This window comes from Streptomyces sp. SN-593, assembly GCF_016756395.1.
GTDB classification, from domain to species: domain Bacteria; phylum Actinomycetota; class Actinomycetes; order Streptomycetales; family Streptomycetaceae; genus Actinacidiphila; species Actinacidiphila reveromycinica.
In genome coordinates this window covers 1,097,110-1,108,951 of the sequence record NZ_AP018365.1, presented here as the reverse complement: position 1 = coordinate 1,108,951, position 11,842 = coordinate 1,097,110, and the positions used below count along the sequence as shown (strand labels likewise).

Sequence of the window (11,842 nt, the reverse complement as noted above, 5' to 3'; positions counted from 1 at the left end):
TCGTCCCCGAACTCCCGCGTCGTTCGCGTAGGTTCGACGCCATGGCCACAACAGTGCGGCTCGGTCCGCTGCTTGGGGAGCACCCGCGGGCGCTCGGGGTGGACCTGGTGCACGGCGTCGGGACCGACGGCACGGTGGCGCCGTCCACCCGCCCGGACGTCCGCGGGCGGGACGCCCGGTGAACGGGCCGGCGCCCTGGTGGGGGTGGGGGTTCGTGGCGGGCGGGGCCGCCGCCCTGCTCGGCCTCTTCGCGCACTGGTACACCACGGTGCCGCCCGCGGGGGCGCCGCTCGGCACCGCCGGCCACGGCTACGGCGCGTTCTCGCTCGACTGGCTGGGCGTGCTCGGACCGGTCTTCATGATCTACGAGGCCGCGCGCTGGCTCGGTGCGGCGCGCGGGTGGTCGCGCGTCCCCGCGCCGTCGGACTGGCGGCGCGGCGCCCGCCGGGAGGAGGGCGGTGATCCGGCCCGGGGCGCCCTGCCGGGCGCCCTGATCGGTCTCGGCGCTCTCGGGCCTGTCCGGCGGATCCTGCCGGGCCCGCGACGCCCGGCGCCGCACCTCCCCGCGTTGTCGAACCCTCCACGTACGACCCGGTACGAGGACGGTTCTCCGCCTTGCGATGCACGGCACCGGACGCCGCGAGCTCGACCGGCACGATCCGCCGGACAGGCCCGGGCCCTGCTCGAAGTGACCCGGGCGACCGTGCCGACCCGCCTGACCGTCTTCGCCGTCGGCGGCACCGACCCGGGGCGGCGCGACATGTCCTACGCCGTCCACGTGGACTTCGGGTTCTGGTGCATGCTCGTCGGCACCCTGCTGTTCCTCGCGACCAGTGCCGCGGCCCAGTCGCTGCGGCCGCGGCGCCCCCGCCCGTCCACGGCCTTCCTGGTCTAGGGCCGGTCCGGCGGCGTGCCGGGTGGGCGTCCGGGTTGGGCGTCCGAAGGCGGGCGGGCCGCCCGCGCGGGCCCCTACGGTCGGTCCCGGGCGCGGCGCAAGGGGGCGGGGTGCCGGGGCGGGGTATTCCGGTCAGCTTCGACAGGGCGGGAGGCGGCAGAAGGAGTGGGGATGGCGGAGGGGTTCAAGCGGCGCACGCCCAGCCAGTGGGGGGAGGGCGCCGTCCTGAAGGCGGAGATCCTGGCGGCGGCGGCGCGGCTGCTGGCGGCGTCCGGCCGGGAGGACGCGGTCTCGCTGCGCGCGGTCGCCCGGGAGGTCGGGATCTCCGCGCCCAGCATCTACCTGCACTTCAAGGACCGTTCCGACCTGGTGGCGGCGGTGACGCAGGAGGCGTACGCGACGCTGCTGGCCGACCTGCGCGCCACCTGGGACCGGGAGGCGGGCGCCGGCCCGCTGCCCGCGCTGCGCGCCATGGCCCGGCGGTACTGCGGCTTCGCACTGGAGAACCCGACCCGGTACCGGCTGATGTTCGGCCTGGAGCGGGTGACGGCGCCGCGCGAGCAGTCCCCGCAGCACCCGGTGTGGCTGCTGTACGGCGCCTGGCAGGACGCGGTCGCCGCCTGCCGCACCGCGCGTCCGTGCGCCGAGCGGGACCGCAAGGACGCGCTGCTGCTGTGGTCGGCGCTGCACGGGATCGTGGCCATCGCCATGGCGCTGCCCTTCGAGACCGACCGGGAGGGGATCGCGCGCCGGGCGGACGACCTGTTCGACCGCGTGATGGCCGAATAGCGGCGGCGGTGACTGCGTGGTGTTGATGTGACACGCGGGGTGGATACCGTTGGCCATGGCACCTAACGCCGTTAGGGATGTTGGGTGGCCGCTCCTGCCGAGGAGGCACGTATGGCCGAGCCCTCGACCGTCGCACCGTCCGAACACCTCGAAGACCTCGAATACCCGGCGCCCCGCGCGACCGGGTGCCCCTTCGACCCGCCGCCCGCGCTGCTGGCCCTGCACGAGGAGGAACAGCCCCTGGCCCGGGCGCGCATATGGGACGGCACCACCCCCTGGATCGTCACCCGCTACGACCAGGTGCGGGCCCTGCTCGGCGACCCGCGGATCAGCTCCGACACCACCCGCGCCGGCTACCCGCACCGCAGCGAGGCGGGCCGGGTCAGCGACCAGGTCCGGCGGACCTTCATCACCATGGACGACCCCGACCACGCCCGGCTGCGGCGCATGGTCACCGGGCCCTTCGCGATCAGGAACGTCGAGGCCCTGCGCCCGGCCGTGCAGGCCATCGTCGACGACCTGATCGACCGCCTCCTGGCCGGTCCGAAACCCGTCGACCTGGTCGAGGCGTTCGCGACGCCGGTGCCGAGCCTGGTCATCTGCGACCTGCTCGGCGTGCCGTACGCCGACCACGACTTCTTCCAGCGCAACACCCGGGTCATCGTCCGCCGCACCTCCACCACGGAGGAGGTCGTCGCCGCGCAGACCGCCCTCATCGACTACCTCGACGAGTTGCTGGGCGACAAGCTGACCCGGCCCGGCGAGGACGTGCTGTCCAAGCTCGCCGGACAGCGCGTGGACACCGGGCAGATGACGCGGCGCGAGGCCGCCCAGATGGGCGTGCTGCTGCTCAGCGCCGGCCACGAGACGACCGCGAACATGATCGCGCTCGGCACCGTCGCGCTCCTCCAGCACCCGGACCAGTTCGCCCTGCTGCGCGACACCGACGACCCGAAGGTGGTCGCGGGCGCGGTGGAGGAACTGCTGCGCTACCTCACCATCACGCACTCCGGGCGGCGCCGCGTGGCCCTGGAGGACATCGAGATCGACGGCCGGCTGATCCGCGCCGGAGACGGCGTCATCCTGGCCGGCGACGTCGCCAACCGCGACCCGCGGGCCTTCCCCGACCCGCAGCGGCTCGACGTCACCCGCAACGCCCGGCACCACGTCGCGTTCGGCTACGGCGTCCACCAGTGCCTCGGCCAGCCGCTGGCCCGGGTCGAGCTGCAGGTCGTCTACAGCACCCTGTACTCCCGGATCCCGACCCTGCGGCTGGCCGTGGACGCCGACCGACTGGAGTACAAGCACGACGGGTTGGTCTACGGCGTGTACGAACTCCCCGTCACCTGGTAGCAGCGGTCCCCTTCGAAAGCGAGGTTCCCATGAGTGCCGACATGCGTGTCGAGGTGGAGCAGCCCAAGTGCGTGGCGTCCGGGCAGTGCGTCCTGGCGGCGCCCGACGTCTTCGACCAGGACGACGACGGCATCGTCGAGATCCTGACCGACCGGCCCGCCGCCGACCGGCACGACGACGTGAAGGAGGCGGCCGCCCTCTGCCCCGCCGCGGCCATCCGGCTGGTGAGTGAGTGACGGGCGCCCACCCCGGCCGGGTGGTGGTCGTCGGGGCCTCGGCCGCCGGTCTGGCGGCGGTCGAGACCCTGCGCCGCGACGGGTACGACGGCTCCCTGACCCTGGTCGGCGCGGAGAAGCACCTCCCGTACGACCGGCCGCCGCTGTCCAAGCAGGTGCTCAGCGGCAGTTGGCCGGTCGAGCGCACCGCCCTGCGCGGGCAGGCCGACCTGGACGCGCTCGACGTGGACCTGCGCCTGGGTGTGCCGGCCGCGGCCCTGTCGGTGGCCGCGCGCAGCGTCACCCTCGCCGACGGCGCCGAACTCGCCTACGACGGCCTGGTGCTGGCCACCGGCGTGCGCCCGCGGCGGCTGGTGCCGGCCGGCACCCACGGGGTCCACGTGCTGCGCGACCTGGAGGACGCCGTCGCCCTGCGGGAGCGGCTGGGCCCCGGACGGCGCCTGGTCGTGGTGGGGGCGGGGTTCCTCGGCACCGAGGTGGCCGCCGCCGCCCTGACGCTCGGCGCCGCCGTGACCGTCGTCGAGCCGGCCCCGGTACCCCTCGCCCACCTGGTCGGGCAGCAGGTGGGCGCCCACCTGGCGCGCACGCACCGCGACCGCGGGGTGGACCTGAGGACCGGGACGGCGGTCGCGGAGATCGTGGCGGCGGACGGCCGGGTGACCGGGGTACGGCTGGCGGACGGCACCCGGCTGCCGGCCGACGACGTGCTCGTGGCGATCGGCTCGACCCCCAACACCGAATGGCTGCGGGGCAGCGGCCTGCGCGTGGCGGACGGGATCGAGTGCGACGAGCACTGCGCCGCCGCGCCCGGCGTCTATGCCGCCGGGGACGTCGCGCGCTGGCCCAACCCGCTCTTCGGCACACCGATGCGGATCGAGCACCGCACCAACGCCGCCGAGCAGGGCATGGCCGCCGCCCGCAACCTCCTGCACCCGGGGGAGGCCAGGCCCTTCGCCCCGGTCCCGTACTTCTGGTCCGACCAGTACGACGTGAAGTTCCAGGCGTACGGCGTGCTGCGCGGCAGCAGCCAGGCACGGGTGGTCGAGGGCGACCTCGCGGACGGCCGCTTCCTCGTCGCCTACCGCACCGGAGAGCGGCTGACCGGTGTGCTGGGTGCGGGCATACCGCCGCGGACCCTGCGCGGGTGGCGGACCGCGGTGGCCGACCGCACCGCGTGGGAGGAGGCCCTGTCCGTGCCGTGACGGGCGGGTCCGCCGCGCGGCCGCCGAACGAGCGCGGCCCTGCCGGGCACGCCGGTGCCGGGGCAGGGCCGTCGCCGTGGGCGCCGCCCGAGGTGGTCGTCGGGTGGGGCGTCCCGCAGGTCGTCGCGGTCGGCGGGACGGGTCAGGAGGCCGCGGGAGCGCCTTCCTGCTCGCGCTCGATCTCCGCGTTCCACTCGCGCTTGGAGGACTGCCAGCCGTCCTCGTCCTTGCCGCGGCGCCAGTACCCGGAGATCGACAGGTCCTCCCGCCCGATGCCGCGGTCCAGGCGCAGGTGGCGCCGCAACTCGCGGACGAACGTCGCCTCGCCGTGCACGAAGGCGTGCACACGGCCGGCCGGGAAGTCGAGTCCGGTGACGGCGTCGACCAGCGCGGCGCCGACCTGCCCGCTCCCGCGGTGCAGCCACACCACCTCGACGCCGGGGCCGGCCTGCACCTCCTGCTGCTCCTCGGGGCCGGCGACCTCGACGAAGACCCTCGCGGTCGCGTCGGCCGGCAGCCGGTCGAGCGCGGCGGCGACGGCGGGCAGCGCGCTCTCGTCGCCGACCAGCAGGTGCCAGTCGGCGGCCGGGTCCGGGGCGTAGGCGCCGCCCGGGCCCATGAAGTACAGCACCTCGCCGGGCTTGGCCGCGGCCGCCCACGGCCCGGCGACGCCCTCGTCGCCGTGCACCACGAAGTCCACGGTCATCTCGCGGGTCGCCGCGTCGTAGGACCGCACGGTGTACGTCCGGGTGCGCGGCCAGCGCTCGCGGGGCAGGTCGCGGCGGATCGCCTCGATGTCCAGCGGCTCGGGGAAGGTCTCGCCCTCGGCGGGGAAGAGCAGCTTCACGTAGTGGTCGGTGTACTCCCCGATGTCGAGGGCGGCGGCCGGGTCCACGGCGAGCACCACCCGGACCATGTGCGGGGTGATCCTCTCGCCGCGCACCACGGTCGCGCGCTTCGGGGTGGGGGTCCTGCGTTGCGGTCGGTCCGCCATCGGTGCGCCCGCTTCCTCGCGCTGTCTCGCGCGCTCGGCTCTCCGTGTCCTCGTGTACTTAGGTAAGCCTAACCGATGGCCCTGTGCCGGGTGTCGGCCCTTCCCGCCGGACCCCCACGCGTCCCTCCGCGCCCGGCGCGCCCGGCGCGGGGCCCGGGGGGATCAGCCCGGCAGGCCGGTCGTGCGCAGCGTGAGGTTGAGCCGGCCGGCGGCCAGGCCGGTCGCGGGGTCGCCGGTGCGGGGACGGACCCGGGGAACGCCGTGGTAGGCGTGGCGCGACGCCCCGCCGAAGACGAAGAGGTCCCCGGACTCCAGCTCCACGTCGGTGTACGGCTTCGTGCGGGTACGGGTGTTGCCGAAGCGGAAGACGCAGGTGTCGCCGATGCTCAGGGAAACCACCGGCGCGTCGCTGCGCTCGTCCCGGTCCTGGTGCATGCCCATCACGGCGTCCGCGCCGTAGAAGTTGACCAGCGCGGTGTCGGGCGCGTACGCGGCGCTGGCCGCCGGGTCCCGGTAGGCGTCGGCGACGGCCGCGCGGCCCAACTCCGCCAGCCAGGAGGGGAAGTCGGCGACCCGCGCGCCGTTCACGTCGAGCGCGGTGCGCGAGTAGGAGTACGGGCGCCAGTGCCAGCCGACGCAGACGCTTTGCACGGACATCACACCGCCGCGCGGCAGCCGGGTGTGCCGCATCGGGACCGGCCCCCTCGCCCACTCCCGGCAGGCGGCGACCAGTTCGCGCTGCCGGTCCAGGTCGAGCCAGCCGGGCACGTGGACCGCGCCGGGCGCGGGGCTGCTGCGGGGGCGCGGAAGCAGCGCGTTCACGACGGTTCGTCCCCGACCGGTGCGTGGCGGTCCGCCAAGTGGGCCTGGGTGGTGGCAAGTTCGTCGCGCAGCACGCGCGCGGCGAGGTCGGCGTCCCCTTCGGCGATCGCCTCCACCAGGGCGGCGTGGGCGGCCTCGCCGTGCTCCTCGTCGTGGGTGCGCACGTCCATCAGGTCCAGCAGCGCGAGCACGTTCTCCCGGAGCACCGGTGTGAACTCGGCGAACAGGTCGGTGAGCACCGGGTTGTACGCGGCGGCGACGACGGCGGTGTGCAGCGCGATGTCCGCGTCGACGAAGGCGGCCCGGGCGGCGGCGGAGGCCGTGCCGCCGTGCGCGCGCTCCGCGCGGAGGCCGGAGACGTCGCGGGGCCCCAGGACTCCGGCGTCCTCGCCGGCCCGGGAGCGGACGACCGCGGTGGGGGCGGCGCCGCCTTCCGCCGCCGAGCGCCCCGCGGCGCCCCCGGGCGCGGGGGCCGGGAGGCCGCCGGCGGGACCGGGAAGGCCGGCGGCGGCGGGACCGGGAAGGCCGGCGGCGGACGGCGCCGGGACGTCGGCCGCGGCCGGGCCGGGGACGTCGGAGGCGGACGAGGGCGCCGAGCGTCCGCTCGGGGTCGGGGCCTGGAGGCCGCCGGCGGCGGGGGGTGCCGATCCGCCGGCCGCGGCCGGGCCCGGGACCTCGCCTGCGGGGCGCGCCCCGCGCAGGCCCGCCGCCGTCGCGGCCACCGTCCGCGCCGCGAGCGCCGCGCGCAGCGCCGCCACGTCCTCGGGGGTGCGCCGGGCCGCCGCCAGCCGGGCCGCCTGGACCTCCATCAGCACCCGCACCTCGTACACGTCGGCCAGGGCGGCCCGCCGCAGCCTCGCCGGCCAGTCCTGCACCGGACGGTCGGCGATGACGAAGACGCCCGCGCCCTGGCGGGTCCGCACCATCCCCGCCCCGGCCAGCGCCCGCAGCGCCTCGCGCACGGTCGAGCGGCCCACGCCCAGCAGCGTGGCGAGCGTGGTCTCGCCGGGCAGCTTCGTGCCGACCGGCCACTGCCCGCCGGTGATCTGCTCCCGCAACCGCTCCGCGGCCTGCTCCACCAGCGGGCTGGGCCGCAGCGAACCGAGCGTCATCGCCGTCTCCCACCTCGTCGTCCGCCCTCGTGTGCGCCGACTCTATCGGCTGCCGCGACCGCTCAGCTTGTCTGAGGACCTGAGAGGTGGCTAGGGTGGCGCCCATGACGCAGCGGAGCCTTCTCCTCGGCCGCCGCGGCGGGGCCTGAGGGACCGGCACCCCGCCGCGGGGTTCGGTGCTGCCGGTCGAACACCGGCGACCACGAACGGAACGGCCCCACCATGACCACGCACTCCGCAGACCACCCGCGCGGCGGCGCCCGCCCGGGCGACCCGCACCCCGCGCCCCGATCTGCCGACACCTCCGCCGGCGACGGAACCGGCCCCGCCGCGCCCGGCGCCATGACCGCGTCCGCGGCCATGGCCGTACCCGCGGCCGCACCCGCCCTGCGCACCCCGGCCGGCCCGGTCCCCGCCGGCGCCCCCTGGTGGAACCCGCAGCGCGGCAGCGCGATGCCCTTCCACCGCTACCGCCCGGCGCGGGAGCGCGTCGAGGTACGGACGAATCCCGAGGGCCGGCAGTGGCCCTCCCGGCAGATCGAGCGGGCGCCGCTGTGGGTCCCGGTGGACCTGCGGGACGGCAACCAGGCACTCGCCGAACCGATGGACCCCGCCCGCAAGCGCCGGATGTTCGACGTCCAGGTCGCCATGGGCTTCAAGGAGATCGAGGTCGGCTACCCCTCGGCCAGCCGCGCCGACTTCGACTTCGTCCGCCACCTCGCCGACTCCGGCGCGGTGCCCGACGACGTGACCGCGGTGGTCTTCACCGCGGCCCGGGCCGACCTGATCGAGCGCACCTTCGCCTCGATCGCCGGCCTGCCGCGCGCGGTGGTGCACCTGTACACCGCGACCGCGCCGGTCTGGCGCGAGGTCGTGATCCGCCGGGAGCGGGCCGAGCTGCGGTCACTGGTCGAGGAGGCGGCGACCCTGATGGCCCGGCTCGCCGACCGGGCGCCCGGCGTGCGCTTCCAGTTCTCGCCGGAGGTCTTCAACCTCACCGAGCCCGACTTCGTCCTGGAGGTGTGCAACGGCCTGACCGCGCTGTGGGACGCCTCCCCGGACCGGCCGGTGGTCCACAACCTGCCGGCCACCGTGGAGATCGCCACGCCCAACGTCTACGCCGACCAGATCGAGTACATGCACCGCCACCTCGACCGCCGGGACGCGGTGATCCTGTCGGTGCACCCGCACAACGACCGCGGCACCGGTGTGGCCTGCGCCGAACTCGCCCTGCTGGCCGGGGCGCAGCGCGTCGAGGGCTGCCTGTTCGGCAACGGCGAGCGCACCGGCAACGTGGACCTGGTCACCCTCGCGCTGAACCTGCACACCCAGGGCGTCGACCCGATGCTGGACTTCTCCGACATCGACGCGATCCGCGCCACCGTCGAGCACTGCAACCGCCTGCCGGTGCCCGGCCGCCACCCCTACGTCGGCGACCTGGTGCACACCGCCTACTCCGGCACCCACCAGGACGCGATCAAGAAGGGCTTCGAGCACCACGCCCGCCGCGCCGCCGAGTTGGGCGTGCCGGCGGCCCGGGCGCCGTGGGACGTGCCGTACCTGCCGATCGACCCGGCCGACCTCGGCCGCGACTACGAAGCGGTGATCCGCGTCAACAGCCAGTCGGGCAAGGGCGGGATCGCCTACCTGCTCAAGGACCGGTACGGCCTGGACCTGCCGCCGGCCCTGCGCGCGGACTTCTCCCGGATCGTGCAGGCCGCGGCCGACGACAGCGGCGAGGAGATCACCGCGAAGGCGCTGTGGGACCTGTTCGACGCCGCCTACCTGGCGCCCGCCGACCGCGGCCCGCTCACGCTGACCGGCTGGCGCGCGGTCGAGGCCGCCCCGGGCCGGCACGAGTTCACCGGCATCCTGCGCGGCCCGGGGGACGGCGCCGGGGGCCGGGACGGCGGCGGTCGCACGATCACGGGCACCGGCAACGGGCCGCTGTCCGCGCTGGCCGGGGCGCTCGCCACCGCCGGGGTCCCGGTGCACATCGAGCACTACGCCGAGCACGCCACCGGCCCCGGCCCCGACAGCCCCGCGGTCGCCTACGTCCGCATCAGGTCGGGCGAGGACGGCTGGTGGGGCGCCGGGCAGGACACCTCCGTCCTGACCGCCTCGGTCCGCTCCGTGCTGTCGGCCGTCAACCGGGCCCGCGCCGACCGTTCGTGACGGCCGGTCGGAGCCGACAGCCTGTGCGGGCCGGCCGCCCCCCGCGGCCGGCCCGCACCGGGGTGGGGCAGGCCGGGCGCCCCGCCCTCACGCCCGTGCGTCCTCGTCCCGGTGCGGCGACAGGGCCAGCGACTCCCGCGTGACCGGCTCGCCGCAGTGCGCGCACCGCAACTCGGCGTCCACCACGCGACCGCAGGTGTGCCGTACGTCCACCGCCGGGGTGTCCACCGCCCAGCGGTCGCCCCACCGCAGCAGGGAGACCATCACCGGGAACAGCTCCCGTCCCGCCGCGGTGAGGTGGTACTCGTACCGCGGCGGGTGCTCGCTGTAGCGGCGCCGCTCGACCACGCCCGCGGCCTCCAGCTTCCGCAGGCGGTCGGCCAGGATGTCCCGCGACGCCCCGGTGAAGGCCGCGATGCGCGCGAACCGGTGCACGCCGTACGCCATCTCGCGCACCGCCAGCAGGGACCAGCGCTCGCCGAGGACGTCGAGCGCGGCGGCCATGGAGCAGGGGCGGACCCCGAGCGGGGCCCCGGCCATGTCCACCATCGCCCGCCCCGCCCCCGCTCCGTGCCCCGATCCGTCCGTCCGCGCCGTCGCCGGTCCGTCCGCGGAGGGGGCCTTCGTCCGACCGTCCGCCGGCTCGTCCGCCCGCGCCGGCGCGGATTCCGTTCGCGTGTCCATGAACCCACTGTAACCGGGTCGGTTGTCCTTTCCTACCGACTGCTGCTAGCGTCCTTCGGAGTCGGTTGGATATCACAACACACTCGCCGCGAGACCCTCGCCCGTCCCCCGTGAGGCCCGTCATGACCGTTTCCGGGACCCCGCCCACCCCCGAGACCGCGCCGCCCGGCCCGCCCGCGGCCGCCGGCGCGGACGACCCGCCGTCGCCGGCCGCGCGCCGCCACGCGCTGCGCGTGCTGGCGCTCGGCAGCTTCGGCGTGTTCGTGGTGTTCCTCGACACCACGATCGTGAACGTCGCCTTCGAGACGATCAGCCGCAGTTTCGACACCACGACCGACCACCTGGCGTGGGTGCTCAACGCCTACAGCCTGGTCTTCGCCGCCATGCTCATCCCGGCCGGACGGGTGGCCGACCGCTACGGCCGCAAGCGGATGTTCCTGACCGGGCTGGCGGGCTTCGCCGCGATGAGCGCGCTGTGCGGGGCCGCGCCCGACCCCGGCGTGCTCGACGCGGGCCGCGCGCTCCAGGCGGTCTTCGCCGCGCTGGTGGTGCCGACGTCGCTCGCGCTGGTCCTGCCGGAGTTCCCGCCCGCGCGGCGCAGCGTCGCCGTCGGGACCTGGGGCGCGATGGGCGCCGCGGCGGCCGCGCTCGGACCCACGCTCGGCGCGCTGCTCACCCAGTACGCCTCCTGGCGCTGGATCTTCCTGGTCAACGTGCCGATCTGCGCGGTGATCGCGCTGCTCGCCCGGCGGATGCTGCGCGAGTCCCGCGACCCCGGCGCGCACGGCCTGCCCGACCCGGTCGGTGTGCTGCTGGTCGCCGCGGTACCCGCGCTGCTGAGCCTCGGCATCATCGAGGGCTCGTCGTGGGGGTGGTCCGACGCCCGGGTGGTCGGGTCGTTCGTCCTGGCCGCGGCGCTGCTGCCGGTGTTCCTGCTGCGCACCGCGCGCGCCGCGCAGCCCGTCATGGACCTGTCGCTCTTCCGGGTCCGGCAGTTCCGCCTGGTCAACGCGGCGTCGCTGCTGTTCTCCACCGCGTTCTACGGGATGCTGCTGGCCAACATCGTCTTCCTCCAGACCGGATGGCACTACTCGGTGCTGCGCGCCGCCCTCGCGAACGCGCCGGGCCCGGTCGTCGTCACCCTCCTCGCCCGGCAGTCCAGCAAGCTGGCCGGGCGGATCGGGCCGCGCCCGGTGCTGCTGGCCGGCGCGGTGGTCTGGGGTGCCACGCTGGCGGGCTTCGCGCTCGCGGTCGGGGAGCAGCCGCAGTGGCTCACGCACTGGCTGCCGCTGTCGGTGGGGACCGGTGTCGCGATCGGGTGCACGCTGCCCGTGCAGTCGGGCGCCGCGGTGGCGCAGTTGCCGCCGGCCCGGTTCGCCGTGGGATCGGCGATCAGCGCGAGCTTCCGGCAGCTCGGGGCGGTGCTCGGGGTGAGCCTCTTCGTGGCGCTGCTGGGCACCCCCGCGCCCACGGCGCTGGTGTCCGCGTACCACCACGTGTGGTGGGTGCTGGGCGCCGTCGGCCTCGCGTCGGGCGGCGTCCTCCTCGCCGAGCCCGGCCGGTGGGCCCGCCGCTGACGC

At 75.9% G+C, this 11,842-nt stretch carries 11 protein-coding genes and 2 pseudogenes; 8 read left to right on the top strand and 5 right to left on the bottom strand.

Annotated features, from left to right (window positions below; all coding sequences use genetic code 11):
- Positions 1-41 precede the first annotated feature (41 nt).
- From RVR_RS04665 to RVR_RS04640, 6 genes are all read left to right on the top strand, one after another.
- The gene (locus tag RVR_RS04665) at positions 42-182 is read left to right on the top strand and encodes a hypothetical protein (RefSeq protein WP_202232620.1); all 141 of its coding nucleotides are present in this window, start codon (positions 42-44) and stop codon (positions 180-182) included.
- A gap of 32 nt (positions 183-214) precedes the next feature.
- On the top strand, positions 215-895 hold the full coding sequence (locus RVR_RS04660; protein ID WP_237404570.1) for a hypothetical protein: 681 nt from the start codon (positions 215-217) through the stop codon (positions 893-895).
- 171 nt (positions 896-1,066) lie between these two features.
- Complete coding sequence (locus tag RVR_RS04655; protein ID WP_202232618.1) at positions 1,067-1,684, top strand: TetR/AcrR family transcriptional regulator; 618 nt, start codon at positions 1,067-1,069, stop codon at positions 1,682-1,684.
- 111 nt (positions 1,685-1,795) lie between these two features.
- Positions 1,796-3,037 (top strand): cytochrome P450, encoded by a 1,242-nt coding sequence (locus tag RVR_RS04650; RefSeq protein ID WP_202232617.1) that lies wholly within the window; start codon positions 1,796-1,798, stop codon positions 3,035-3,037.
- Between the two features lie 41 nt (positions 3,038-3,078).
- Positions 3,079-3,273 (top strand): ferredoxin, encoded by a 195-nt coding sequence (locus tag RVR_RS04645; protein WP_202238388.1) that lies wholly within the window; start codon positions 3,079-3,081, stop codon positions 3,271-3,273.
- Positions 3,270-4,475 carry an NAD(P)/FAD-dependent oxidoreductase gene (locus tag RVR_RS04640; protein WP_202232616.1) on the top strand — a complete coding sequence of 402 codons (1,206 nt, stop codon included), beginning with the start codon at positions 3,270-3,272 and terminating at the stop codon, positions 4,473-4,475. Before RVR_RS04645 ends, RVR_RS04640 begins: the two co-directional genes overlap by 4 nt.
- Positions 4,476-4,617: 142 nt before the next feature.
- Here the strand turns inward: RVR_RS04640 and RVR_RS04635 are convergent, their stop codons facing one another.
- The 4 genes and pseudogenes from RVR_RS04635 to RVR_RS04620 form a co-directional block, all read right to left on the bottom strand.
- Positions 4,618-5,469, bottom strand: coding sequence for a siderophore-interacting protein (locus RVR_RS04635; RefSeq protein ID WP_202232615.1), 852 nt, complete (start codon positions 5,467-5,469; stop codon positions 4,618-4,620).
- Positions 5,470-5,631: 162 nt separating this feature from the next.
- Positions 5,632-6,291, bottom strand: a complete 660-nt coding sequence (locus RVR_RS04630; RefSeq protein WP_202232614.1) for an alpha-ketoglutarate-dependent dioxygenase AlkB family protein — start codon at positions 6,289-6,291, stop codon at positions 5,632-5,634.
- Positions 6,288-6,626, bottom strand: a pseudogene (locus tag RVR_RS39060) (FCD domain-containing protein); the annotation flags it as partial. The pseudogene RVR_RS39060 and the gene RVR_RS04630, both read right to left, overlap by 4 nt.
- A 372-nt stretch (positions 6,627-6,998) precedes the next feature.
- Positions 6,999-7,403, bottom strand: a pseudogene (locus RVR_RS04620) (FadR/GntR family transcriptional regulator); the annotation flags it as partial.
- 342 nt (positions 7,404-7,745) lie between these two features.
- Between RVR_RS04620 and RVR_RS04615 the strand changes: the two are divergent.
- On the top strand, positions 7,746-9,578 hold the full coding sequence (locus RVR_RS04615) for a 2-isopropylmalate synthase (RefSeq protein ID WP_202238386.1): 1,833 nt from the start codon (positions 7,746-7,748) through the stop codon (positions 9,576-9,578).
- An 87-nt stretch (positions 9,579-9,665) separates the two neighbouring features.
- Here RVR_RS04615 and RVR_RS04610 read toward each other — a convergent pair whose 3' ends face one another.
- A complete protein-coding gene (locus RVR_RS04610) occupies positions 9,666-10,262 on the bottom strand; it encodes a winged helix-turn-helix transcriptional regulator (RefSeq protein WP_237404569.1) in 597 nt (198 codons plus the stop codon).
- Positions 10,263-10,384: 122 nt separating this feature from the next.
- Here RVR_RS04610 and RVR_RS04605 point away from each other — a divergent pair, with 122 nt between their 5' ends.
- A complete protein-coding gene (locus RVR_RS04605) occupies positions 10,385-11,839 on the top strand; it encodes an MFS transporter (protein ID WP_202232613.1) in 1,455 nt (484 codons plus the stop codon).
- The last annotated feature ends 3 nt before the right edge of the window (positions 11,840-11,842 follow it).

What these genes read in the sequence shown, in the direction of transcription:
- RVR_RS04645 (WP_202238388.1), top strand. Translation starts at nt 3,079, where the DNA reads ATGCGTGTCGAGGTGGAGCAGCCCAAGTGCGTGGCGTCCGGGCAGTGC.
- RVR_RS04655 (WP_202232618.1), top strand. Translation starts at nt 1,067, where the DNA reads ATGGCGGAGGGGTTCAAGCGGCGCACGCCCAGCCAGTGGGGGGAGGGC.
- RVR_RS04635 (WP_202232615.1), bottom strand. Translation starts at nt 5,469, where the DNA reads ATGGCGGACCGACCGCAACGCAGGACCCCCACCCCGAAGCGCGCGACC.
- RVR_RS04610 (WP_237404569.1), bottom strand. Translation starts at nt 10,262, where the DNA reads ATGGACACGCGAACGGAATCCGCGCCGGCGCGGGCGGACGAGCCGGCG.
- RVR_RS04665 (WP_202232620.1), top strand. Translation starts at nt 42, where the DNA reads ATGGCCACAACAGTGCGGCTCGGTCCGCTGCTTGGGGAGCACCCGCGG.
- RVR_RS04605 (WP_202232613.1), top strand. Translation starts at nt 10,385, where the DNA reads ATGACCGTTTCCGGGACCCCGCCCACCCCCGAGACCGCGCCGCCCGGC.
- RVR_RS04650 (WP_202232617.1), top strand. Translation starts at nt 1,796, where the DNA reads ATGGCCGAGCCCTCGACCGTCGCACCGTCCGAACACCTCGAAGACCTC.
- RVR_RS04615 (WP_202238386.1), top strand. Translation starts at nt 7,746, where the DNA reads ATGACCGCGTCCGCGGCCATGGCCGTACCCGCGGCCGCACCCGCCCTG.